We start from the raw sequence: 23,295 nt of genomic DNA on the forward strand, positions 1-23,295 counted from the left end.
CCAGCTCAGCCGCCGAGGGTGGTCAGCTCGGACACCACCACGTTGGCCAGTGCGCGGCCGTCGCGGCGGACCTGGCGCAGGTACCACTTCTGGATCGGGGCGTGGGTGGTCTTGGCGAACTGCCAGGGCCCGCGTGGGCTGGTGAGCTGCCCCAGCCCGGCGATCGCCGTGTTGATCTCCGCCGGTGTCGGGTTGACCCCGGCCGCGGTGATCGCCCGGTCCAGCACGGCCGCCGCGTCGTACGACGCCATCACGATCGAGGTGGGGGTCCGGCCGGGGTAGGTGGCGTTCCAGGCGGCGACGAACTCCCGGTTGGCCGCGTTGTCCAGGTCGGGGGAGTAGTTCAGCCCGTTGTAGATGCCTTCCGCCGCAGTGCCCTGCGCATCGAGGCTCGCCGGTTCGGTCACGAAGCCCGCCGCGTAGAGCGGCAGGTCGGCGACGTCCGACTCGGCGTACTGCTGGACGAAGGAGATGGCGCTCTGGGCGTCGAAGAAGCAGTAGATCGCGTCGGCACCGGTCTGGGCGATCTCGTCGAGGTACGGCCCGAAGTCGGTGGTGCCCGGGAATGGGGAGAAGACGGCCTGCCCGGTGGGGTTGGCGATCCGGCCACCGAGCGACTTGAAGGTGTCGACGAAGCCGCGCAGCTCGTCGCGGCCACCCTGGAAGTCCGGCCCGATGGCGTACACGCGGCCGTTGCCGACCTCCTGCTTGACGAACGGTGCCATGGCGACGCCGGGCTCTTCGGAGAGCAGGTTGGTGTGCCAGACGTACGTCACGTCGTCCAGCTCGGGTCGGCCCAGCCCGCCGACGAGCGGCACCTTGTGTTCGTTGATCAGCGGCAGGATGGCGGTGACGTTTCCGCCGTTGATGATGCCGGTGATCGCGGAGACGCCGTCCTGCTCCAGCAGCCGGGTGGCCGACTCGACGGCCACTCCGCTCTCGTACCCCTCGTCGCCGATGACCATCTCGGCCGGGTGGCCGCCGAGCTGGCCATCGTGCATGTCCAGGTAGAGCTGGAAGCCGTCGCGTAGCTCGTCACCGGGTGCTTCGAGCTGGCCGTCGATGTTGGCGAGCATGCCGATCTTGATCAGCTGCGGCGTTTCGCCCGATCCGCCGAAGCATCCGGCGGTGCTGACGGCCAGGACGCCGGTCAGGCTGGCGGCGAGCAGCCGGCGACGGTCGGCGCGGGCGGCGGCGGGGCGGCGTGTCCACCAGGTCGGACGTCGCATGCCGATCACAGGGCCCGTAGCAGTTCGGCGCGGACCGCCGGGGTGAGCGCCTCGCCCATCCGGTTCGCCAGGTCGGTCATTTCGTACGAGACCTGGCCGACGTCGCAGGTGGGGGAGGCGAGTACGAGCAGCGACGCGCCGTCGCTGAACGACATGCAGAACATGAATCCGCCGTCCATCTGGGTCACGTTGGAGATCACCGTTCCCGCCTCGAAGAAGCGGGCCGCCCCGACGAGCAGGGCGATGAGGCCGCTGCCGGTGGCGGCGAGCTGGTCGGCCCGGTCCCGGGGCAGGCCGTAGTTGTGCGCGAGGACCAGCCCGTCGGTCGAGATGGCAAGGGCGTGGCTGACCTCTGGGGTCTGACTGACGAAGTTCTGCAACAGCCAGCTCAAATCGTTCGGGCTCGTCACGGTGGCGCTCCAGGTCGCGAGAGGTGAAAGGGTCGACGTCAGGCGGAGGTGGGGGCGCGACGCCCGGCCACGCCCTTGGCGTAGGCAGACATCGCCGCCGATACGGCGCCCGGGTCGAGCTTGCGGGGCGCGTCGGATGCGGGCTGCGGCGCGTCGGGGATCAGGTGGTGCTGCGGTACGCGGCGCGGCAACCCGACCTGGTCGGCTGCGCTCGTGGCGGTGGTGGTCGCGGCGGTGGTGACTGCGGTCGTGGCAGCCGTCCACCGTTCACCTTCGTCGTTCGGCCAGGTGACGATCACCGAGTCGCCGTCCATCGCCGTCTTGAACCAGCCGTTGACCGAACGCCGGGCCTCGGTCACCGCCGTTCCCGCCGCGGCCACTGTCGCGGCCGTCGGTGGGGCTGACACCGGCCGCGTGGGGGCGGGTACGGACGCCGACGCGGATGCCACTGCCGGCACCGACGGCGGCGGAGCTGACGCGGGCGGCGGCACCGGGGTGAACGGCGGAGCTGACGCGGGCGGCGGCACCGGGGTGAACGGCGGCGCTGACGTGAGCGGGGGAGCTGACGCGGGCACCGGTGCCGACATCGGCGGCGGTGGAGGCGTCGACACGGGTGGTGGTGGCGGCGACGCGGGTGGCGGTGGTGGCGGCGACGCGGGTGGCGGTGGTGGCGTCGACGCGGGCGGGGGTGCCGGTGCCGACTCGGGTGCGGGTGCCGGGCGGAACAGCGGCGCAGGCGCATTCACCGTGGCCCGGCCGGCGTTGATCACCGGCCGGTCGCCGCCGAAGGCTGCCGGTACGATCGGCCGACCGCCGACCAGCGACGGCCGGGCATGCCCGGCGAGGGCTGGCGCCGGCTCGGGATTCTGCACCGGCCGGCGGGTGATGACCGAGGCGGGCATCATGATCTCGGCGACCGTGCCACCGGATGATCCGGGACGCAGCTCGACCCGGACGCCGTGCCGGGCGGCCAGCCGGGCGACAACGCTGAGACCCATCGCCCGTACGCCCGACACGTCCACCGTCCCAGGGCTGGCGAGCTGGGCACTGAGCTGGGCACACCGCTGCTCGGAGAGCCCGACCCCCTGGTCCACCACCTCGACGATGGCCCGGTCGGACAGCGCGTGCCCGGTGACCATCACCTCGGTCTCCGGCGGCGAGTACCTGGTCGCGTTGTCCAGCAGTTCAGCGAGCAGGTGCGCAACCTCGTCGACGGCCGCGCCGGCGACGGACAGCTCCCGGTCGACTGTGCCGATCCGTACCCGGGTGTAGTGCTCGATCTGGGAGAGCGCGGCCTGGATCACGTTGTCCAGCGGTACCGCTTCCCGCCGTACCCGGGAAATGCCGGAACCACCGAGCACCAGCAGGCTCTGGTTGATCCGCGCCATCCGGGTGGCGAGGTGGTCCAGTTGGTAGAGCTGTTCGAGCCGGTCCGGGTCGGTCTCGTCGCGCTCCACCCGGTCGACCTGGGCCAGCATCGCGTCGACCAGTCGCTGCTCGCGTCGGGACAGGTGGACGAAGATCTCCGAGACGTTGGCCCGCAGTACCGCCTGTACGCCGGCGACCCGTACCGCCTCGCGGTGCAGCGCGCGGGTCGCGGTCGCCACCTCGGCGATCTCGTCGGTACCGGTGATCGGGAACTCCGACACCGACCGGTCGGCGACCTCGTCGGGCTGGACGGTGCCGGGCGCGGCGGCGTCGAGTTCGCGGACCACGGCCGGCAGCCGGTCGTACGCCACGGTGGTCACGATGTTGCGGAGGCTGCGGAGCCGCTTGGTGATCCGCCGGGCCACCACACCGGTGAGCGCCGCGGTGAGGACCAGTACGAGGAGGATGCCGACACCCTGCAGCACCGCGGCATAGAGCCGCTGCTGACGCTCGGCCGCCACCGCGTCGGCCACCGCGGCGTCCATCTGGCGCTGGATCCCGAACAGCTGACCGATCCACCCCTCGGTGGCCTCGACCCAGGCGTCCGCGTTGATCCCGAACCGTTCGCCGGGCAGGGTCCGCCCGACCTGGTCCTGCAGGCGCTGACCGGCGACGACCTGCGGGTCGGTGCCGATCTGCTCCCAGCGCACCACCCACTCCTGCCCGGCCAGTTCGAGGAACGAGTTGCTGGCCTCGACGAACCGGGCCTGCGCGCCGGCGCTCTCCTGCTGGCCTGCGGCGGTCAGCGGGCTGCCGAGACTGCGCAGCACGATGATCTGCTGCTGCCCGATGGCCTCGCTCGCCTCCGACACCGCGACCGCCGCCCGGACCAGGTCGGCGGTGGCCGCCGAGTTCTCGGCGACCACCGAGGTGCGGAAGGCGAGCAGGTCGGCGATGAGGATTCGGTAGCTGAAGGCGATCGCGGACAGCGACACGCGTGGACTGGAGCGGACCTGTTCGCGAACGGTGGTCAGCGCGTCCAGCCCGGCGTCGACGCGGCGGAGCACGGGGTTGTCCCCGGTCACCTCGGTCCGTTGCTGCTGGAACGTGGCGATCGCCGCGTCGGTCCGGGCGACCTGCTGCGCGTAGCTGTCGCTGGCCGTCTCCCGGTCGGCGGTCAGCTCCACGGCGGCGACCACCCGCTCAGCCTGCAACGCGCGGGCGAGCGTGCCCGCCTCTGCGGAGAGCTGTACCAGGTCGGTGACCCGGTTGGTGTTGATCACCTGCCGGACGGTGCCCTGCAGGGCGATTCCGGCGAATCCGATGACGGCGACCAGCGGTACGGCCACCAGGAGCCGGAGCAGGCGGACGATGCTGCCGCGGGTCAACCACCGGCGGCGGTGGTCACCGGAGCGGGTGTGCGCCGCGCCTGCTGACAAGGCCCGTGTCACGCGAACTCCGTCCTCTTACGTTTGCGTTGTCGACGTCGGCCACCGCAGGAGCCAGGGAAGCGTGGGTCGATGGGTACATCGGCACGTCTACCCATGTCAGGGCGCATTCCTACCATGACGTTGATGGCGCCTTCTAGACTCCTGGTCGGCTCCCGGCCCGGATTAACGCGGTGGTTACGTCCGGGACGCGCAACGGCTGATGCTCGCCTCCACCGATCGATGGACCGATTGGCCGTACGGGTGAGCCCGTGCTGGCTGCGATCTTGTATGACGGCGCCGAGCCAGGAGGTTCTACCCTGCCGCAGGTGCGCAGAACGAACAGTCCGGTCGTCGGTCCGTGGCAGGCGCTCACCCTCGATATCGGACGGCGGCGGATGCCCGGTCTGCGGATGCGGGTGGCGGGGCGTGGCAGGCTGCTGCTGGACCAGTACGGCCCGGACCAGTGCGGCCCGGAGTGCGGCTGCGGTCTGCGCTGCGGCACGGTGCTGCTCGCCCTGGTGGCGCCGGACCACGGCGGCGTCGACTACCTGCGTACCGACCGGTTCGTGGCCCCGGTTCCGCCGGTCAGCGCGGCGCTGGCCCGGTCGATCGGGCCGGGTTCCGACGACGGGGCCTGGCACGCCCGGTGGGCGCACTGGTTCGCCACCGGGTTGGCCGCGGCCACCAGCGGCCCGTTGCACGACGGGCGCTGGGTGATCAGCCGGCTGCCGGCCGGTCAGGTGGTGACGCCGCTGCCGGGCAACCCCGGCGTCCTCGACTGGTTCGCGGCCCGCGACCCCGGTCAGGTGCTTCCGCTGCGGCGACTCGCGTCGCCGGACGACGGCCGGGTCAAGGCGTACCGTAAGCAGGTCCGTGACGGCATCCTCGCGCCGGTCCTGCTGTGGTGGATCAGCGGCCTGGACGGCTACGCGCTGCTCGACGGCCACGACCGGTTGGTCGCCGCGCACGCCGAGGGCAGCCAGCCGGAGCTGCTCGCCCTGTCGACCGCGCCGGCCCGCCGGGCCGCCGACGACACCGACGACGCGACGCGGCGTTACCGTCGGACAGCGGACCGGATGCGGCGGCTGGTCGAGGCCGGCACGCCGGGCGCGGCCGGCGCCGTGGTCGCGGTCAATCGGCGGTACGCCGCCGAGCTGCGGGCGATCGAGGCCGGTCACGGCGTCACCCGCGCCTGGCAACTGCCCGGCGGTACGCGACGCTGGGCTGAGGTGGCGTGCTGCTTCGCCCCCGACTGGTACGCCACCGTGGTTCAGCCGTGACGGTCGCACCGGCGGCTTGGGGTGCGTGGCGGTACAGCGGGTCAGCCGCGCTGCGTCGTCTCGTCGTCGAAGCGGCGGCGGGCCCGTTCCACCTCGGCGTAGTTGGCGGCGGTCCAGCCGAAGAGGGCGTCGACGAGGTCCTGCAGGGTCTTGCCCAGCGGGGCGATGCGGTACTCGACGGCGAGTGGGCGGGTGCCGGTGACGACCCGTTCGACCATGCCGTTGCGTTCGAGTCGGCGCAGCGTGGCGGTCAGCGACTTCTGGGTGACCGCCGGGATCTCCCGGCGGAGCTCGTTGAACCGCAACGGCCGCCCGCACAGCGTCTCCAGCACCCGTAACGACCATTTGTCCAGTACCTGGTCCAGTAGTTCCCGCTGCTCGGCATTGAGTGGGGAGTCAGCTTCCGCGAGGGTGGTTTCCGGCATGACACCTAGTATCGTTGAAGTTCCCTTCGGATACCAGGTAGAAGTTTGATACCACTATTCGTCGAAGAAGGGATCCGTCCGTGAGCGTGCAACTGCTGTCCCCGGAGGGGATGGCCCAGCCCGTCCCGTACCACCATGTGTCGATCGCCACCGGCAGTCGCCAGGTACACGTCGCCGGCCAGGTCGGGCGGGACGCCGACGGCAAGCCGGTCGGCGACACCGACGAGCTCGCCGACCAGGTGGCGCAGGCGTTGCGCAACACCGCGCGCGGTCTGGCCGGTGCCGGCGCGAGCTTCGCGGACGTGGTCCGGCTGCGGTTCTATGTCACCGACTGGACCCCGGAGCAGATGGACGACCTGATGGCCGGCGTCGGGCGGGTGGCCGACGAACTCGCTATCCCGCAGCCGTTCCCACCGTCGTCGCTGATCGGCGTCGAGGTGCTGTACGCCCCCGACGTGCGCGTCGAGATCGAGGCCGACGCGGTCCTGGACTGAGCGGCCCGGCCGTGCGGGCGGCTGCGGCCGAGCGGGCTGTGGCGTCAGCGCGGAACCAGTCCGTTCTGGTACGCCCACACCACGGTCTGCAGCCGGTCCCGTACGCCGATCTTCGCCATCGCCCGTCCCAGATGCGACTTGACGGTGCTGGTCTCGATGAACAGTTCGTCGGCGATCTCGTTGTTGGACAGGCCCCTGGCGAGCAGCCGGACGATCTCCGCCTCCCGGGGGGTCAACTGCTGCGCGGCCGCCGACTCGGGTGACGCCGCCGGACGTCGTCGGGCGAATTCGGCGATCACCCGGCGGGTCACCGCCTGGTCGACCAGGCCGTAGCCGGCCGCCAGCCGGCGGATCGCGTCGATCAGGTCCTCGGGCTCGCAGTCCTTGAGGATGAATCCGCTGGCCCCGGCTTCGAGCGCGCCGAAGACGTACTCGTCGAGGTCGAACGTGGTCACCACCAAGACCGCTGGCGGTGACTCGCCGGCTTCGGCGAGGATCTGCCGGGTCGCGGTGAGCCCGTCCCCGCCGGGCATCCGCACGTCCATGCAGATCACGTCGGGGCGCAGCCGGCGGGCGGTGCTGACCGCCGCCGACCCGCTCGACGCCTCCGCCACCACCTCGATGTCGGCGGCCTGCTCCAGCAGCACCCGGAAACCGGCCCGGACCACCGCCTGGTCGTCCACCAGCATCACCCGGATCGTCCCGGCACCGGCGTCAGCCCCGGCTTCCGCAGTGGTCACGACCGCTCACCTCCGTCGTCCGTCAGCGTCACAGTGACAGACCAGCCGCCGTCGGCGGTCGGCCCGTCCGCGAACCGGGCACCGATCAACTGGGCCCGTTCCCGCATGCCGACCAGGCCGACGCCGCTGCTGCTCCGGGCCGCCGGCTCCGGGCGTCGGGCCGGTGGTGCGTTCACCACCGCCAGCGAAACCTCACGCGGCAGATACCGCAGCGTGACCTGGACCGGAGCGCCCGGCGCGTGCTGCCGGGCGTTGGACAGCGCCTCCTGCACCGTCCGGTAGAGCGCCACGTCGGCGATCGGCGACACCGGGCGGGGCGTCCCGTCGACGGTGACGTCGACCGGCGTACCGAGGTCCCGGGCGGTCCGGACCAGTTCGTCGAGCACGGCCAGCCCGGGCACCGGAACGGTGCCCTCGCCGTCGAGGTACGGGCCGGCACCGTCGGTCCGGTCCGGCGGACCGGCACGCAGCACCCCGACGACCAGTCGCAGATTGTCCAACGTCGCCTTGCCCTGCGCCCGGATCCAGGCCACCCCCTCCTTTGCCGCGGCCGGATCCCGGTCGATCAACTGCTGCACCGCCGCCGCCTGCACCACCATGCCGGACAGGTGGTGCGCGGCGACGTCGTGCAGCTCCCGGGCCATCTGGGTGCGTTCCGCGCCGATCGCCGCCCGTACCTTCGCCTGCTGGGTCCGGACCGCCTCGGCGGCCTGCTGACGGAGCAACCGCACATAGCGCCGGTGGGTGGCCACATAGCTGCCGACGAACGCGCCGCCGAGATAGGACAGCGCGCTCGACCCCGCCGGGCCGACCGCCGGCAGCAGGCCGGACGATGCCGCCACCGCGGTGCCGACCGAGGCCGCCGCCTCGACCGCCACCGCCGTCCCGACCAGCGCGAAGGACCGCCGGGTCGGCAGCAGACCCCCGATGGTGTACGCCACGACGAACGGCGCGAACCCCCGAATCGTCGCGTCCGGTGGAGACGACGCGATCATCACGACCTGGACGCCGACCACGGCGGCGAGGCAGACCAGCGGGCGGACCCGGCGCAGACACAGCAGCAGGGCCTGTCCGACGGCGAGGCAGACCAGCAGCCACTCCCGTGCCGGGGCGAGCGCGAACGCGTCCGGCGGCGTCACCACCCAGAACAGCGCCGCCAGCATCGTGAACGTCAGTGCGGCGACGCCGGCCGCGAGCAGACAGTCACGGACGAACGGCCGGCCCTCGATGTGGTCGTTCATGGTCGTCGGCATCCTCTGTTCCAGGTCGTGACAAACCGCGACGGGCGGTCTGGCCGGTGTCGAGTTGGCGGTTCGTGCTGTCAGTAGGAGATGTCCGGCGCGAGCAGCATGAACTCGATAGCGAACCATCCCGTACCGGCGAGGGCCAGCAGAACCAGGATGCTGCCGGCGGTGCGCGACCAGCCGACCCGACGGCGGACGTCGTCGACCAGCCGGACCGCCGCCGGGACCACCCCGAGCAGGCCGATCAGCTGGAACAGCTGCACGGTGCGCAGCGAGACGGTGGAGAGATCCTCCAGCCTCATGATCAGCACCAGACCCACCGCCCAGCTGGTGAGCGCGAGCAGGGCACTGCCGACGGCGACCCGGCTCAGCACCCGAGCGGTGCGTCCGGCCCGGTCGCGGGGTGCCCGGCGCAGGACCCGCCGGCCGATCGCCCCGACCGGCCAGGCGAGGACGGTGAGCAGCAGGACCACCGCCGACGCCCCGATCACGCCGAGGGCCAGGACGGTGCCACGGGCCGGTTCGACCGGCAGTAGCGCGAACGCGGAGTCGAAGGCGATCGCCTCCACCTTGCCGCCGGCCGCCCGCATCGCGATGGTGTGCTGACCGCCCACCTCACGCCACACCCACGGCTCGATCTCCTCGTAGACGGCGGCGGAATCGGACAGCGGACGCGGCTCGAACAGCAGGCGGCCGTCGTCACGGACGCTCACCGTGGTCCGCCCGGTCAGGCCGATCAGGGTCAGGAAGTTGCTCCGGACGGTGCGGGAGCTTTCGTACGTGCCGGCGGCCATCGCGGCCCGCTCGGCCGAGCCGGCCGGCGCGTTGGACACCGCCGCCGCCTCTGCCCCTGCAGCCGGCGTCGCCGCCGGGAAGTAGCGGTCGGCGAACTGTTCGGTCAGGGTCAGCCGCAGCTCGTGGTTGGCCAGCGCCGACGTGCCGGTGCTGTTCAGCGAGACGAAGAAGCCTGCGCCTTCCTCCGGGTAGATCTGCAGGTGGCTGTGGAAGTACAGGGTGTCGCCGCCGTGTCCGATGATCCGCCGACCGTTGCGGCTCTCGTCGAAGAATCCGAGGGTCATCCGGGGGCCGGCCGCGAGCGTTCCGAGCGACGCCGCGTCCAGCGCCGGCTGGTGCATCAGGTCGAGTGTCGACGCGTCCAGCAACGGCTGGTCACCGACCGGTTCACCCAGGTGGGCGAGCATGAACCGGGCCATGTCCGGGGCGGAGGCGCTCATCGCCCCGGCCGGCGGGGTGCCGACGATCTCGAACGGGCCGGCCTGGGCGGACGCGGTGGCGTACCCCTGCGACATGCGGCCGGCCAGCGGCGCGGGCAGCGGCTGGACGAAGGACGACGACGTCATGCCGAGCCGGTCGAAGATGTTGCGCTGGACGTACTCCTCGAACGGGACGCCGCTGACCCGCTCGACGATGTAGCCGGCCAGCGAGTTGCCGTAGTTGGAGTACGCCGGCACGGTGCCCGGCCGGAAGATCTGCTCCGGTGGGTCGGTGACCAGCGCCTCACGCAGATCGGCCGGGGTGCCTTCCTGCCCGATCAGGCCGGCGATTCGTTCCTCGAAGCCGGGGGTGTGGGTCAGCAGGTGCCGCAGGGTGATCGGCTCGTCGAAGCTGCGGGGGAGGTCGAAGTCGAGGTAGCGGTCGATGTCGGTGTCGAGGTCGAGACGGCCGTCCTGAACGAGTTGCATGACGGCGGTGGCGGTGGCGAGTTTCGACACCGAGCCGATCCGGAACAGGTGCTGCTCCGGATCGACCGGTACCGCTGTGTCGCCGGTGTCGCCGGTGCCGGTGTCGGCGTGGCCGTACCCCCGGGTGGTGACGATCTTGCCGTCGTGGACGACGGCGACGGTGGCCCCGGCGATGTCGTTACGCTCCAGCGCGGCCGGGAGCACGTCGTCGAGCCAGGCGTCGACGTCACCGCCGTCCAGCGGAGCTGGTTCGACGGCGGCTGCCGGGGTGCCGTCGGCCGGGGTGGTGGCTGTCGGGGTCGGGTCCGGTGCGGCGGCGCCCGCGTCGCGCCCGGCGACGCCTGCGCCGGCGCTCGCGCCGACGGCGACCGCGATCGCCAGGGCGGCGCCGACGCGCCGCAGTCGGCCGGTGGGCCGGGGCAGGTACGGCCGGTACCCGGTCTGCTCTGAGGGATTGCTCTGGATCATGCACAACAGCCTGCTGTGGCGGCGCGGCCAGGCCATCTGGCGCAGGGCCACATTCGACTTACGACCTTGGTAGGAGGTCGGATCAGCCTCCGGTAGGCGGCTCGGGTCGTGGCTGCGCCGGCCCGGGCCGGTCTGATCGCCGGGTGAACAGGTCGAGCAGGTCGCCGATCTGCCGGTTGGCTTCGGCAGGGTGTCGAAAGTGCCCGGTCGGGTCGACGGTGTACTGGTTACGGCGGCCGACGCGGGTGCGGCGCAGGTACCCGGCGGCCTCCAGGTCGGCGACGATGCCCTGGGCCGCGCGTTCGGTGATCCCGACGGACGCGGCGACGTCACGCAGCCGTACCGTCGGGTCCCGGGCGATGGCAAGCAGCACGTGCGCATGGTTGGTGAGGAAGGTCCAGCCCCGGGTGGGTGGCCGCGCGCCGGGCTTGGCTGACGCTGGCACCGACATGCTGATCCGCCGTCCCCTCGTTGTCGCGCGGCCTTCAGACGCAATATACGTAGGACGGTACGTGAAAGCGGGATCGTAGGTCCGGCCGATCGCCGCCGCGTCGGGTGTGGCGGTCCGGCCCTTGACGTGCGAACCATACTTCGCGAATACTTGTACGTAGTTCGAGGGGGAGTACCCGCGTACCGCCGCGTCGTCGTCAACACGGGCCCGGACCTGCCGCGCCCCGGCGACGCAGCCACCACCCGGTGGCCTGGGGAGACCTTCGTCCAGTAGCGCCGGCCCTGACCACGGGTCGGCCGGGCGAAAGGTCTGTCCGTTGACCGTTTCCTGGTGGGTCTGGGTCGCGCTGATGCTGGCGGTCGCCGCGATGTTGGCCGTCGACCTGTTCCTGCACCGCGACAACCACGTCATCGGCTTCCGTGAGGCCGCCATCTGGTCCGGCGTCTGGATCGCCGCCGGCCTGCTGTTCGGCGTACTGCTGTGGGCCTGGCAGGGCGGCGAGGTCGCCGGCACCTACTACGCCGGCTACCTGATCGAGAAGGCGCTGTCGATCGACAACGTCTTCGTCTTCGCGCTGGTCTTCAGCTACTTCGCCGTCCCGGCCGCGTACCAGCACAAGGTGCTGTTCTGGGGCGTCATCGGCGCCCTGGTGTTCCGGCTGGTGTTCATCTTCGTCGGCGCCGAGCTGCTGGAGACGTTCTTCTGGACCGCGTACCTGTTCGGCGCGTTCCTCGTCTACACCGGCTACAAGATGGCCTTCCGGCACGACGAGCAGACCCCACCGGACCGCAACCCGGTGGTCCGCCTGGTCCGCCGGGTCATCCCCACCGACCCCGCCTACCACGGCGAGAAGTTCTTCACCCGCGTCGACGGCAAGCGCGTCGCGACCCTGCTGTTCGTCGTCCTCATCGCGGTCGAGGCCACCGACCTGATCTTCGCCATCGACTCGATCGCGGCGATCCTGGCCATCAGCACCAGTACGTTCATCGTCTGGACGGCGAACGCCTTCGCCATCCTCGGGCTGCGCAGCCTCTACTTCTGCCTCGCCGGGCTGCTGCGCCGATTCGTTCACCTGCACTACGGCTTGGCGGTGCTGCTCGCCTTCGCCGGCGTCAAGCTGATCCTCTCCGAGACCCCGGTCGGCAAGCTGCCCATCCCGGTCACCCTCGGGGTCATCGTCGTCACCATCGCGGTGTCGATCATCTGGAGCCTGCGCAGCACCAGCGGAACCGGCGGCGGTGACGCCATCGGCGGCGGTGGCGACGACGTCAGCGGGCCGGACGCCGGTGTCTCCGGTGCCCGACCCGCTGAACCAGCTGATCAACCTGACCGTTCAGTTGTCAGATGATGGTCCGGCCCGTCGTCAGACGACGGTGCAGGGCGTTCCGTTCAAGGTGAACGCGGTCGGCTCCGCGGTCCCCGAACCGGTGCCGTTGAACCCGATGTTCGCCGTGCCCTGCGGCAGCAGCGTCGAGTTCCACGTCAACGAGGTCGCGGTGACGTCCTGGCCGCTCGTACCGTAGGTGGCGGACCACCCGCTGCCGAACGAGTGCCCACTGGGCAGGGTGAAGGCCAGGGTCCAGCCGTTGATCGTACTGGTGCCGGTGTTGGTGATGACGATGTTGCTGGTGAACGTGGAGCCACCGCTGTTGATCGTGTAGGACACCTGGCAGGTGCCCGCCCCCGTCGGCGTGTTGACGGTGACCGCCGACGAGAACGACGACAGGTTTCCGGCCGCGTCCTCAGCCCGTACCCGGAACTGGTAGCCGGTCCCCGGGGTCAGCCCGGTCGCCAGGAACGAGTTCGTCGCCGAGGTGCCGGCCGGCGTGAACGTACCGCCGCCGGTGGCCCGCTCGATCTCGTAGCCGACCACCCCGACGTTGTCGGTTGACGCGGTCCAGGTCAGCGTGGCCGAGGTCGCGGTCACACCCGAAGCCACCGGGGTGCCGGGGGTCGACGGCGCGACAGTGTCGGTCGACGTGCTACCCGGGTCGGCGTACAGCAGCAGGTTCGGCGACCCGGTGCCGATGCCGCTCAGCACGTTGCTGGTGGCCGCGCTCAGCAGCGCCGCCTTGGCCTGCGCCATCGTCGCGCTCGGGTTGGTCTCCAGGTACCGGGCCACCCAGCCGGTCACGTGCGGAGCGGCCATCGAGGTGCCCGACCAGCCGGAGGCGACGGCGCTGTCGCTGCTGTTGCCGGCCGAGGTGATGCTGTTGCCCGGAGCGAAGACGTCGATGCAGGAGCCGTAGTTGGAGCTGGACCACCGGCTGTCGGTGATGGTGGTCGCGCCCACCACGATGCCGTCCGGCGACCGCGGGTTGTTGTTGCAGGCGTCGCTGTTGTTGTTGCCCGCCGCGAACACCGCCAGCACCCCGGCGTCGATCATGTTCTGGGCGGCCGTGTTCACCACGACGCCGTAGTTCTGCAGACTGAGATTCGCCACCGAGCGCGGCGGTGCGTTCGTCGCCACCCAGTCCATGCCCTCGATGAGGTCCGCGTTGGTGCCGCCGTTGCTGCAGTTCAGCACCCGCACGTCGCGGATCTGCACGTCCTTGGCGACGCCGTACGTGGCGCCACCGACGGTGCCGGAGACATGCGTGCCGTGGCCGTGGCAGTCGCCTGGGCTGTTGCCGTCGTTGACGGCGTCGTAGGCCCACTGCGCCCGGGTGCCGAAATCGTCGTGCGTGGTACGGATCCCGCTGTCCAGGACGAACACGGTGGTCCCGGTGCCGTCGGTGTCGTAGCTGAACTCCTGGTCGAGCGGGAGGTTCCGCTGGTCGACGCGGTCCAGACCCCAGGACGGGGGATTGGGCTGGGTGGTCGCGCCACCACCGGTCACAGCTGGCTCGACGGCCTGGACCACGGCGTCGGCCTGGACGTACTCGACGTTCGGGTTGGCCCGCACCGCCTCGAGAGCGTCGGCGTCGAGCTTCGCGGAGAATCCGTTCAGCACCGTCGCGTACGGGTGGACCTCCCGGCCACCGGCCCGCTCGGCGACCACCACAGGGTCGTTCGCCGCGCCGCCGGTGAGCGGCTGGTCCTTGAGAACGACAATGTAGCCGCCGTTAGGCGTGCCATTCTCGGCAGGTAGCAGGGGAGCGGGAGAAGTCGCCGATTGAGCCATCGCTGGAGTGGCGCCGAGAACTACCAGAAGTGCGGAAGTCGCGGCTGTCGCGATTGCCTGGCGACGGTATCGATGCGGTCTGGACATAGGAGAAACTGGCCTCCTGGGCGCGGTGACGCATGGACTACCGGTGAATTGACGGCTTGCCCGGCTCGTCAGCTGCCGGGATCACCGGGCGCTGTGGCCGGACAGAGTGCTCGAGCCCCGTCTGCTGCAATGAGAGCACGGGTGTCGGCGTTCGCCAATGCCCGGACTATTTGAAACCTGAATGAACTATGTTAAGGATGCGGGGTGGCCAGGGGCTGTTCACAGGATCGAAAAAAGCGACTGCCCACGTGATTGCTCTCACGTTGCCAAACGATGCACTGGTCGATCTGCACCGGTCGTGCGCCCTCTCGGGGCTGCCGGGCTACTGCGCCGCCGGGGTTGTCGGCGAGAGCGGGTTGGGCCGCCGGCTGCGGGCACCAGCAGCTCAGCAGGATAGTGATCCGTCGATCCCGCGACCACCGGTGCTGTCGCAAGCCCGGGAACATCGGCCCAGCCCGGTCTCAGACATGGGTGTCACCGGTACTTTCGGCGCAGTCCGGGGCGGGGTGCGTTGCCCGTTCACAGTGCGAGTGGTGTCGGGAGTCGGCGATGAGTGGTGAGCAGGTGCTGGTGACAGGAGGCTCCGGCTTCGTCGGGGCGCACTGCGTCGTACGACTGCTGCTGCAGGGGTACCGGGTGCGTACCACGGTGCGTTCGGCGGGTCGTGCCGCCGACGTACGCACGATGCTGCAGACGGGGGGAGCGGAACCGGGTGACGCGCTCAGCTTCGCCGTGGCCGACCTGACTGCCGACGACGGCTGGGCCGAGGCGGTGGCCGGATGCGACTACGTACTCCACGTCGCCTCTCCGGTGCCGCTGGCCGAGCCCCGCGACGAGAACGAACTCATCGCGCCGGCACGCGACGGGGTGCTGCGGGTGCTGGGCGCGGCACGTACGGCCGGGGTGAAACGTACGGTGCTGACGTCGTCGATCGCGACGGTAAAGCACGGTCACCCGGCAGACAAGCGGCTGTTCACCGAACAGGACTGGACCGATCCGGAACAGGGGCGGGTCTCCGCGTACGCGAAGTCGAAGCTGCTCGCCGAACGCGCCGCCTGGGACTTCGTGCGTAAGGACGGCCAAGGCATGGAGTTGGTGGTGGTGAACCCGGTCGGCATCTTCGGTCCGGCCCTCGGACCGGACAAGTCCCTGTGGTCAGAACAGATCGACCGGATGCTGACCGGACGCCAGCCCGTCCTGGCCCGGATCCACATCGGTGTGGTCGACGTACGGGACGTCGCAGACCTACACGTACGGGCGATGACCGATCCGGCGGCGGCCGGGGAGCGGTTCCTGGCCAGCGCCGGCACCATGTCGATGCGGGACATTGCGGTGTTGCTGCGTACCCGGCTCGGTGACGAGGCTGACCGGGTGTCGACGCGGGTGCTGCCGGACTGGGCGGTGCGTCTCGCCGCCAGGTTCAGCCCGCGGATCGCGTTCGTGTTGCCTGAGCTCGGGGCGGTACGCGAGGCGTCGAGCGAGAAGGCTCGTCGGATGTTGGGCTGGCAGCCCCGGCCGGCTGAGGAAGCCGTCATCGACATGGCGAACAGCCTGATCCAACGCTGAACGGCTGCCCGCTGACCGGGTCAGTTCAGTAGCCGCTCGGCCCAGTAGATCTGCCGGTCGGGGCCGACGCTGATCAGAGCGACCATCAGGTCGTCGACGGCGGCGGGAGCGGACGCGATCGCGAACTCGGGTGGCGTCTGGGGATGTGCCGGGTGCAGGACGAAGGAGTACGTGACGGGGGTGGCGTCGACCGACGTGACCACGACGACGCTGCCGGAGGTATAGAAGCCGCCGTTGATCTCGCGGTCACCGACGCCCTGCAGCCAGGGATAGCGCTCTTCAACAGCGTTGAGTACGCCGTCGGAGCCTGATCCGACCTGGTCCGGTCGATTCGACCTGGTGGAGATGATCCCGGGCAGGGTGCGGGTCCGTTTGTCGATCACCGCGATGATTAGCATCGCGCCGGGTTTCGGCTGCGGTGGCGGCGTCCACCTGACCTGGCCGAGGAGGACCTGGGCGCCGTCGGAGGGAACTACCAGCTGTTGACCGTCGAAGGCGGCGTCCGCGGTCGCTTGGTCGACCAGCCGCAGCGTCGCGGTCGGCTTCAGGATCTCCGGCCCGTACGGCGACCGATGGTGCCACCACCGCCACCCGGTCAGGGTGACCACGATGACTACGGCTATCGTGCCGAGAGCCAGCATTCGCCGTCGTGTCACAGTGGAAGCTAATCACATCACCCGCACCATAAGCCACTACCGGTTCTCTTGGCAGCCGTTTTCCGCCTCCCAGAAGAGCCAGGGGCTACGGGAGAGAGACTTTAGGGACACCATCGGGCGCATGCGTCACAGGGTTTGGAGAACGTCGTCCGGACATACCTCCTGAGCGCATACCGTCGCATCATGGCATCGAGGGCGAGAAGGCGGGAGTGTCCCCAACCGCCGAGAGTGGCGGAGGGGCCACCGCTGCGTGGATTCCTCTTTGGTGCCACATGGCGTCAGAACGTTCTAGCGCGCGCTGACTATCTCGAAAGCATGGCCGCACTTATCCGTGTCAGGGACTGTGCCGACATGAGGCGAGCGTCACTCCATAGCGTATGTGAGTCTCTCAGAAAGGCCCGGAGTGCGGCCCGGCGTCGTGGAATTCTCAACGGAACGATGGAGTGTGCATGGCTCAGTATCCAGGCCGCCGAGTTGTTGATTCTGGAGATGCTCGATACAAAGGATCTACAGGGCTGGCTGCCGTCCGTCCTGGAGTTGGCCAAAGGTCGTCTGAAGGCGGACGACTGTCGTGTCGTCGAGCTACGGCGGCAATCCTCTCGATGTGGGCGGTGGCTGGTAGGGGGAAGCCAACCGGAGGAGCTCCGGTGCGCCATGAAGGCCGCCCTGGTCGGCGTTCATTTGGCGATGAACAAGTATTACTCACGTATCCGGAGGCTGCGGAATGCGATGTGGTCCGCGACAATGTTGACTACGGCCACCGTTGTCGCGCTTGCCATTTGGGGTGCCTGTGCCCCGGAAACGCTCAGTCTCTGCTTCGGCTATCCGGACGATCTGGTCTGTCCGCATGACAGGGCGACGACGGGACAGGGCCCCGAGCGTCAAGTCCCAGCGGACGATCCACAGACTGAGCCGGACCGTATCGACGTCCTTTTGGTTCTGGTGTACGGCTTCATGGGTGCCGTTCTTGTGGGTATTGCAATGCTAGCCAAAATCCGCGAGTCGGCAGTGCCCTACGACTTGTCGCTCGCCTCGACTGTTCTCAAGCTGCCGGTTGGTGCACTATCCGCTTTTATCGGGATAATATTTGTTCGGGGAGAGTTTGTTCCTGGGCTGACGCAGCTCGACACAGGGGCACAGATCCTTGGCTGGAGCGCCGCTTTCGGGGGCGCCCAATACTCGGTCACCAGACTTCTCGACAAGCGGGTCAGTGAGGTTGTCAATGATTCGCGCGACGGGTCGGATCCCAAAGAAAGTCCGGATTCCAAGAATCGGTGGCGTGATGGAGACGAAGTCAGGGCTCTGCAGTAGAGGGCGACGATACTCCTGCGCCGGGATCGATCGTCATCAAGGGTGTCGCGGGACGCGGCTGTCATTAGTCTCCGGGGTGGGCCGGCGACGTGCGCCTCTATCCCGTGTACGCAATGCCTACTGGTTGAGTCTGATGCCACAGGTGCATCAAGATGCACCTGTGGCATCAGGTCTCCGGAAGCGCCATGGGATTCCTCGGAGGAACCCGAGCCGGCGGTCGAGTCGGCGGCAGCCCGGGCGGTGCGGCTGAGAGGGCAGCACTTCTCTCGGGCTGTATGGATAGGCTGGCCGGCATGGGTAGGCGACGGGTGACGAACGGCCGTTGCTGGGCCGGACTGGCGGCGACCGCAGTCCTGAGCAGGCCGACGCCCATCGCTGGCACGTGTTTGGACGACGGACCGTGTACGAGCGGCGGCCGTGGGTCAGTCTCGACCTGGTCGATGTCCAGCCGCCCGGCGGCGGGCGGTTCGAGCACCATGTCGTGCGGCTGTTTCGTGCGGCTATCGGCGTTGTCGTCAACGATCGGGACCAGGTGTTGATGCTGTGGCGGCACCGGTTCGTGCCGGACCAGTGGGGGTGGGAGCTGCCCGGCGGGATCGTCGACGAGGGCGAGAGCCCGGAGACAGCCGTAGCGCGGGAGGTCGAAGAGGAGACCGGCTGACGGCCGAACGCGATGCGTCGACTGATCTCGTACCAGCCGATGGTCGGCATGGTCGACTCGCCGCACGACGTCTACTACGCCCGAGGTGCGACGTATATCAGTCGGCCCGTCACGTCCGACGAGGCCGGCGAGGTCGCATGGGCGCCGCTCGCCGGAGTCCGGCGGCTCCTCGACCGGAACGAGATCCTGGGTTCCGGATCGATCGTCGGACTGCTGCACGTGCTGGCGTTCGGCCTGCCAGAGGGCTGAACCGCTGAGGGCTGCGACAGGCGTTTTCGTCAGGCGGCGAGGCCGAGGAGTTCGGTGGCGCGGGTGGTGAAGTGGCGTACCTCGGGGAGGCTGGCGTACGGCTTCATGCGATGTTGGAGGTCCTTGACGGTCTCCAGGGTGCGGGACGAGTTGACGGTCCTGACTCTTATCACGGGGCTGGGTTTTGGCGGACCGTAGTTCGCTGACCTGGGGTTTTGGTGTGGTGGATGTGCACTAAACCGTGGCGTCTAGGCTGTCGGGTGTGTCGCCGTACGTCCGGACTGTGAAGACGGCTTCGGGTGCGAGGGCCGTGCAGATCGTGCACTCCTCGCGGCGGGGGTCACGCGATATCGAGCACATCGGGTCGGCGCACGACGAGACGCAGCTCGCGGTGTTGAAGTCGGTCGCGCGGCAGCGGTTGGCGGCGGGTCAGGGCGAGCTCGACCTGGGGCTGGACGACAGTTCGGACGCGGGCGGTCCGTTGGAGATCACGAGTTCGCGGATGGGCACCTGTGGGACGCGTTGTGCCGCGGCTACGACCAGCTCGGGTTCGCCGAGGCGACCGGCGGTGACGAGGTGTTCCGGCAGCTGGTCCTGGCCCGGATCATCGAGCCGACCAGTAAGCAGGACAGCCTGCGGGTCCTGGACGAGGTCGGCGTCGACGCGGTGTCGTATCCGACGGTGAACCGCCGCCTGCCGCAGTACGCCAAGGCCGGCTGGCGTCAACGCCTGTCGGCGGCGTGCGCGGCGCACGCCCGGCTGGGACCGGCGTCGTTGGTGCTGTACGACGTGTCGACCCTGTACTTCGAGACCGACACCGGTGACGGGTTCCGCGAGTCCGGGTTCTCCAAGGAACGCCGCCTCGAACCGCAGATCACGATCGGGCTGCTGACCGACGCGGGCGGGTTCCCGCTGATGGTCGAGGCGTTCGAGGGCAACAAGGCCGAGACGTTGACGATGGTGCCGACCATCCGGTCGTTCATGGACGCGCACCGGCTGCCCGATGTCACGGTCGTGGCCGACGCGGGGATGATCTCGGCGGCGAACCAGCGCGCGATCGAGGACGCCGGGTTGTCGTTCATCCTCGGCGCCCGTATCGCCGAGGTTCCCTACGTGGTGTCCGAGTGGCGGCGTGAGCACCCCGGCCAGGAGATCGGTGACGGGCACGTGTTCTGCCAGCCGTGGCCCGCCGGCCCCGGCGACCGACGCCGCGACCAGGTCATCTACTACCAGTACAAGGCGGACCGGGCCCGACGCACCCTGCGCGGCATCGACGAGCAGGTCGCGAAGGCCGTCAAGGCGGTGGCGGGCAAGGCCCCGGTGAAACGCAACCGGTTCATCCACCTGGCCGGGGAGACCAGGACCGTCAACCGGACCCTGGAGGCGAAGGCCCGCGCCCTGGCCGGGCTGAAAGGCTATGCCACCAACCTCACGACCAGCCCTGACGGGGCACCGGTCACCGCTGGGTTCGTGATCGACGCCTACCACCGGCTGTTCCAGATCGAGAAGTCGTTCCGGATGTCCAAGCACGACCTCGCTGCCCGGCCGATCTACCACCACAAACGCGAGTCCATCGAGGCGCACCTGACGATCGTGTTCGCCGCCCTGGCCGTCGCCAGATGGATCGAGGACCGCACCGGCTGGTCGATCAGGAAGTTCGTCCGGACCGCCCGCCGCTACCGCACCATCCGCATCCAGGCCGGCGACCACACCCTCACCGCAGCCGACCCCCTACCCGACGACCTCCGCCACGCCCTCAAGACCATCCACGCCCACCCAGGTGCGCACTAATTTGATAAGACTCGGGTTAGTCTCCGGGGTGGGCCGGCGACGTGCGCCTCTATCCCGTGTACGCAATGCCTACTGGTTGAGTCTGATGCCACAGGTGCATCAAGATGCACCTGTGGCATCAGGTCTCCGGAAGCGCCATGGGATTCCTCGGAGGAACCCGAGCCGGCGGTCGAGTCGGCGGCAGCCCGGGCGGTGCGGCTGAGAGGGCAGCACTTCTCTCGGGCTGTATGGATAGGCTGGCCGGCATGGGTAGGCGACGGGTGACGAACGGCCGTTGCTGGGCCGGACTGGCGGCGACCGCAGTCCTGAGCAGGCCGACGCCCATCGCTGGCACGTGTTTGGACGACGGACCGTGTACGAGCGGCGGCCGTGGGTCAGTCTCGACCTGGTCGATGTCCAGCCGCCCGGCGGCGGGCGGTTCGAGCACCATGTCGTGCGGCTGTTTCGTGCGGCTATCGGCGTTGTCGTCAACGATCGGGACCAGGTGTTGATGCTGTGGCGGCACCGGTTCGTGCCGGACCAGTGGGGGTGGGAGCTGCCCGGCGGGATCGTCGACGAGGGCGAGAGCCCGGAGACAGCCGTAGCGCGGGAGGTCGAAGAGGAGACCGGCTGACGGCCGAACGCGATGCGTCGACTGATCTCGTACCAGCCGATGGTCGGCATGGTCGACTCGCCGCACGACGTCTACTACGCCCGAGGTGCGACGTATATCAGTCGGCCCGTCACGTCCGACGAGGCCGGCGAGGTCGCATGGGCGCCGCTCGCCGGAGTCCGGCGGCTCCTCGACCGGAACGAGATCCTGGGTTCCGGATCGATCGTCGGACTGCTGCACGTGCTGGCGTTCGGCCTGCCAGAGGGCTGAACCGCTGAGGGCTGCGACAGGCGTTTTCGTCAGGCGGCGAGGCCGAGGAGTTCGGTGGCGCGGGTGGTGAAGTGGCGTACCTCGGGGAGGCTGGCGTACGGCTTCATGCGATGTTGGAGGTCCTTGACGGTCTCCAGGGTGCGGGACGAGTTGACGGTGGCTGCCAGCTCGACGACATGAGCGGCGCGGGTGGCGGCGGCTTCGACGTCTGCGCGGTCGAGGTCGGCGGTGGCGAGGGCGGCGTGGCTGAGGGCGGCGCGGCGGGCGCGGCCCTGCTGGCGTGCGGCTTCGGCGGATGCGGTGGCGAAGCGTTCGGTGTCGTCGGGCTGTCGGAGGTCGCGGAAGCAGTGGGCGGCTTCGCCGTACAGGTATGGGGTGTCGATGAATCTGGCCCAGACGGGTTCGTCGTCGTGGTCGACCTGGGCGAAGGTGTGTTCGGCCTTGGCTACGGCGGCGGCCGCCGGTGCTGATTCGCCGAGTGCGGCCAGGGCGCGGGCTTCGAGGACGTGCAGGTCGGCGAGGCAGGCGGGGGAGTCGCCGTCGGCGAGGCCGCGTCGGCCGGCGCGGGCGAGCATCAGTGCTTCGCGCGGGTGGCCGAGCAGGTTGGCCTGGTCGGACATGCCGGCGAGGACGTGCGCGCCGAGTGCGGCGTGGTTGGCGGCCTGGGCCAGCCGGAGCGCCTGGATGAGGTAGCGCTGGGCGAGCCCGTGTTCGCCGTCGTCGTACGCCATCCAGCCGACGAGGTACGACTGCTCGGCTGCTGCCTCGTAGAGCGCCTGCTGCACGTCCGGCTCGTGCTCGCGCCTGAGCAGCGGCAGTACGTAGCTCTGCATGTACTCGACGAGGGCGGTGCGGGCGTGGCCGCCGCCGCGCATCACGTCCAGCTCCTGGAAGAGGGCGAACATCTCCCGGATGCCGGCCACCTGCCGCATCCCGATCTGCCGGGGGCCGCGCTCCGTCGATGTTTCGTCGAGGGTGGCGAGCAGCCAGTCCCGGCTCGGTGCCCCGAGCGCGGCGAGTACGAACGGGGCTTTGACGATGTTGCGGCGCGCGACGTCAGCCTTGCCGAGGTCGATGATCGTGTCGACTGTGGTACGCGGATGGTCGGCGTACTGCAGGCCGCGAGCGGCAAGGGTTTCCTCGTCGGTCATGCCGAAGTCTGCCGGGGTGATCCGGCGACGCAGACGTTCACTGAGCGCCCGTGCCAGCAGCGTCGGCACCGGCGGTCGCGGACGTTCGCCGCGCTTTACCCAACGGTGCACCGCCGTGTAGTCGTAGCGCAGGGCGAGCCCTTCGTCCGCCCCGAGGTCGTTGACCCGCCGGGCCAGCCCGGCCCACGAGTAGCCGGCCTCGGTGATCAATGAGGCCAGAGCATCGTTGGATCCGTTCACAGAGCACACCTCCCCATGTGACTACCGCGAACGCTACCCGCTCACACATGCAGATGAACATGGCCGCACGAGAACTCGAACTTCACATGGGGATTCACATGGTGCTGGCGATGGCTGCGCTGCGGTTATCTCTCTGAGTGACAAACGGATTGTCAATCGTCGAGTTGGGAAGGGCGGTGCTCCTTGATCCACTCGGCGACCGCCTCGCGGGACCAGATCCGCCCTGCGTTCAAGGAGTCCAGAGGTGCGGGGAAGGTGGACCTCTTGACGATCTCGGAGGCTCGTTGGCGGGAAATGCCGCCGAGCATCTGCTGAATTTCTGTCATCCCAGCCAACCGCATGCGGAGAAGCTAAG

The 23,295-nt window shown here is 69.5% G+C and carries 22 protein-coding genes and 1 pseudogene; 10 read left to right on the plus strand and 13 right to left on the minus strand.

Annotated elements, in window-relative coordinates:
- Positions 1–5: 5 nt before the first annotated feature.
- From O7629_RS32880 to O7629_RS32890, 3 genes are read right to left on the minus strand one after another with little or no spacing between them, the layout of a single operon-like run.
- The gene (locus tag O7629_RS32880) at positions 6–1,229 is read right to left on the minus strand and encodes an ABC transporter substrate-binding protein (RefSeq protein ID WP_278174233.1); all 1,224 of its coding nucleotides are present in this window, start codon (positions 1,227–1,229) and stop codon (positions 6–8) included.
- Positions 1,230–1,234: 5 nt separating this feature from the next.
- Complete coding sequence (locus O7629_RS32885; RefSeq protein WP_123603540.1) at positions 1,235–1,639, minus strand: roadblock/LC7 domain-containing protein; 405 nt, start codon at positions 1,637–1,639, stop codon at positions 1,235–1,237.
- 38 nt (positions 1,640–1,677) lie between these two features.
- The gene (locus O7629_RS32890; protein WP_278174235.1) at positions 1,678–4,458 is read right to left on the minus strand and encodes a nitrate- and nitrite sensing domain-containing protein; all 2,781 of its coding nucleotides are present in this window, start codon (positions 4,456–4,458) and stop codon (positions 1,678–1,680) included.
- Positions 4,459–4,763: 305 nt separating this feature from the next.
- Between O7629_RS32890 and O7629_RS32895 the strand changes: the two genes are divergently transcribed.
- Complete coding sequence (locus O7629_RS32895; protein WP_278174236.1) at positions 4,764–5,717, plus strand: hypothetical protein; 954 nt, start codon at positions 4,764–4,766, stop codon at positions 5,715–5,717.
- 41 nt (positions 5,718–5,758) lie between these two features.
- Here the strand turns inward: O7629_RS32895 and O7629_RS32900 are convergent, their stop codons facing one another.
- A complete protein-coding gene (locus O7629_RS32900; protein ID WP_278174238.1) occupies positions 5,759–6,142 on the minus strand; it encodes a helix-turn-helix domain-containing protein in 384 nt (127 codons plus the stop codon).
- A gap of 80 nt (positions 6,143–6,222) precedes the next feature.
- On the opposite strand from O7629_RS32900, the gene O7629_RS32905 reads away from it, so the two are divergent.
- Positions 6,223–6,636 carry a RidA family protein gene (locus O7629_RS32905; protein ID WP_278174240.1) on the plus strand — a complete coding sequence of 138 codons (414 nt, stop codon included), beginning with the start codon at positions 6,223–6,225 and terminating at the stop codon, positions 6,634–6,636.
- 44 nt (positions 6,637–6,680) lie between these two features.
- On the opposite strand, the gene O7629_RS32910 is transcribed toward O7629_RS32905, so the two are convergent.
- From O7629_RS32910 to O7629_RS32925, 4 genes are all read right to left on the minus strand, one after another.
- Positions 6,681–7,325, minus strand: coding sequence for a response regulator transcription factor (locus O7629_RS32910; RefSeq protein WP_278174807.1), 645 nt, complete (start codon positions 7,323–7,325; stop codon positions 6,681–6,683).
- Positions 7,326–7,372: 47 nt separating this feature from the next.
- Positions 7,373–8,617, minus strand: coding sequence for a histidine kinase (locus O7629_RS32915; protein WP_278174242.1), 1,245 nt, complete (start codon positions 8,615–8,617; stop codon positions 7,373–7,375).
- 80 nt (positions 8,618–8,697) lie between these two features.
- Positions 8,698–10,791 (minus strand): serine hydrolase domain-containing protein, encoded by a 2,094-nt coding sequence (locus tag O7629_RS32920; protein ID WP_278174243.1) that lies wholly within the window; start codon positions 10,789–10,791, stop codon positions 8,698–8,700.
- 82 nt (positions 10,792–10,873) lie between these two features.
- A complete protein-coding gene (locus tag O7629_RS32925; protein WP_278174244.1) occupies positions 10,874–11,236 on the minus strand; it encodes a helix-turn-helix domain-containing protein in 363 nt (120 codons plus the stop codon).
- 322 nt (positions 11,237–11,558) lie between these two features.
- On the opposite strand from O7629_RS32925, the gene O7629_RS32930 reads away from it, so the two are divergent.
- Positions 11,559–12,590, plus strand: a complete 1,032-nt coding sequence (locus O7629_RS32930) for a TerC family protein (protein WP_278174246.1) — start codon at positions 11,559–11,561, stop codon at positions 12,588–12,590.
- A gap of 15 nt (positions 12,591–12,605) precedes the next feature.
- On the opposite strand, the gene O7629_RS32935 is transcribed toward O7629_RS32930, so the two are convergent.
- Positions 12,606–14,366 (minus strand): S8 family serine peptidase, encoded by a 1,761-nt coding sequence (locus O7629_RS32935; protein ID WP_278174248.1) that lies wholly within the window; start codon positions 14,364–14,366, stop codon positions 12,606–12,608.
- A gap of 636 nt (positions 14,367–15,002) precedes the next feature.
- On the opposite strand from O7629_RS32935, the gene O7629_RS32940 reads away from it, so the two are divergent.
- Entirely contained in the window at positions 15,003–16,019 is a 1,017-nt protein-coding gene (locus O7629_RS32940; RefSeq protein WP_278174250.1) for an aldehyde reductase, read from the plus strand.
- A 20-nt stretch (positions 16,020–16,039) separates the two neighbouring features.
- Here O7629_RS32940 and O7629_RS32945 read toward each other — a convergent pair whose 3' ends face one another.
- Positions 16,040–16,675 carry a hypothetical protein gene (locus O7629_RS32945; protein ID WP_278174251.1) on the minus strand — a complete coding sequence of 212 codons (636 nt, stop codon included), beginning with the start codon at positions 16,673–16,675 and terminating at the stop codon, positions 16,040–16,042.
- Between the two features lie 654 nt (positions 16,676–17,329).
- Here O7629_RS32945 and O7629_RS32950 point away from each other — a divergent pair.
- From O7629_RS32950 to O7629_RS32960, 3 genes are all read left to right on the plus strand, one after another.
- Positions 17,330–17,986: a hypothetical protein gene (locus O7629_RS32950; RefSeq protein ID WP_278174252.1), complete on the plus strand. Its 657-nt coding sequence runs from the start codon at positions 17,330–17,332 to the stop codon at positions 17,984–17,986.
- Between the two features lie 382 nt (positions 17,987–18,368).
- The gene (locus tag O7629_RS32955) at positions 18,369–18,647 is read left to right on the plus strand and encodes an NUDIX hydrolase (RefSeq protein WP_278174254.1); all 279 of its coding nucleotides are present in this window, start codon (positions 18,369–18,371) and stop codon (positions 18,645–18,647) included.
- A 12-nt stretch (positions 18,648–18,659) separates the two neighbouring features.
- Positions 18,660–18,896 carry a hypothetical protein gene (locus tag O7629_RS32960; RefSeq protein ID WP_278174255.1) on the plus strand — a complete coding sequence of 79 codons (237 nt, stop codon included), beginning with the start codon at positions 18,660–18,662 and terminating at the stop codon, positions 18,894–18,896.
- A gap of 29 nt (positions 18,897–18,925) precedes the next feature.
- Here the strand turns inward: O7629_RS32960 and O7629_RS32965 are convergent, their stop codons facing one another.
- Entirely contained in the window at positions 18,926–19,069 is a 144-nt protein-coding gene (locus tag O7629_RS32965; RefSeq protein ID WP_278174256.1) for a hypothetical protein, read from the minus strand.
- 137 nt (positions 19,070–19,206) lie between these two features.
- Here O7629_RS32965 and O7629_RS32970 point away from each other — a divergent pair.
- The 3 genes and pseudogenes from O7629_RS32970 to O7629_RS32980 all read left to right on the plus strand — a co-directional run bounded on the left by O7629_RS32970 (position 19,207) and on the right by O7629_RS32980 (position 21,549).
- Positions 19,207–20,687, plus strand: a pseudogene (locus O7629_RS32970) (IS1634 family transposase).
- A 334-nt stretch (positions 20,688–21,021) separates the two neighbouring features.
- A complete protein-coding gene (locus O7629_RS32975) occupies positions 21,022–21,300 on the plus strand; it encodes an NUDIX hydrolase (protein WP_278174254.1) in 279 nt (92 codons plus the stop codon).
- A gap of 12 nt (positions 21,301–21,312) precedes the next feature.
- Positions 21,313–21,549: a hypothetical protein gene (locus O7629_RS32980; RefSeq protein ID WP_278174255.1), complete on the plus strand. Its 237-nt coding sequence runs from the start codon at positions 21,313–21,315 to the stop codon at positions 21,547–21,549.
- 29 nt (positions 21,550–21,578) lie between these two features.
- On the opposite strand, the gene O7629_RS32985 is transcribed toward O7629_RS32980, so the two are convergent.
- Positions 21,579–22,940: a hypothetical protein gene (locus O7629_RS32985; protein WP_278174257.1), complete on the minus strand. Its 1,362-nt coding sequence runs from the start codon at positions 22,938–22,940 to the stop codon at positions 21,579–21,581.
- A gap of 152 nt (positions 22,941–23,092) precedes the next feature.
- Positions 23,093–23,266, minus strand: coding sequence for a hypothetical protein (locus O7629_RS32990; protein ID WP_233606159.1), 174 nt, complete (start codon positions 23,264–23,266; stop codon positions 23,093–23,095).
- Positions 23,267–23,295: the final 29 nt, after the last annotated feature.

It is taken from the genome of Solwaraspora sp. WMMD792 (assembly GCF_029626105.1).
Lineage (GTDB): Bacteria > Actinomycetota > Actinomycetes > Mycobacteriales > Micromonosporaceae > Micromonospora_E.

Coding starts and splice junctions, on each gene's coding strand:
- O7629_RS32880 (WP_278174233.1), bottom strand. CDS start 1,229: ATGCGACGTCCGACCTGGTGGACACGCCGCCCCGCCGCCGCCCGCGCC.
- O7629_RS32900 (WP_278174238.1), bottom strand. CDS start 6,142: ATGCCGGAAACCACCCTCGCGGAAGCTGACTCCCCACTCAATGCCGAG.
- O7629_RS32910 (WP_278174807.1), bottom strand. CDS start 7,325: ATGCTGGTGGACGACCAGGCGGTGGTCCGGGCCGGTTTCCGGGTGCTG.
- O7629_RS32915 (WP_278174242.1), bottom strand. CDS start 8,617: ATGAACGACCACATCGAGGGCCGGCCGTTCGTCCGTGACTGTCTGCTC.
- O7629_RS32920 (WP_278174243.1), bottom strand. CDS start 10,791: ATGATCCAGAGCAATCCCTCAGAGCAGACCGGGTACCGGCCGTACCTG.
- O7629_RS32935 (WP_278174248.1), bottom strand. CDS start 14,366: ATGGCTCAATCGGCGACTTCTCCCGCTCCCCTGCTACCTGCCGAGAAT.
- O7629_RS32940 (WP_278174250.1), top strand. CDS start 15,003: ATGAGTGGTGAGCAGGTGCTGGTGACAGGAGGCTCCGGCTTCGTCGGG.
- O7629_RS32950 (WP_278174252.1), top strand. CDS start 17,330: ATGAAGGCCGCCCTGGTCGGCGTTCATTTGGCGATGAACAAGTATTAC.
- O7629_RS32960 (WP_278174255.1), top strand. CDS start 18,660: ATGCGTCGACTGATCTCGTACCAGCCGATGGTCGGCATGGTCGACTCG.
- O7629_RS32980 (WP_278174255.1), top strand. CDS start 21,313: ATGCGTCGACTGATCTCGTACCAGCCGATGGTCGGCATGGTCGACTCG.
- O7629_RS32990 (WP_233606159.1), bottom strand. CDS start 23,266: ATGACAGAAATTCAGCAGATGCTCGGCGGCATTTCCCGCCAACGAGCC.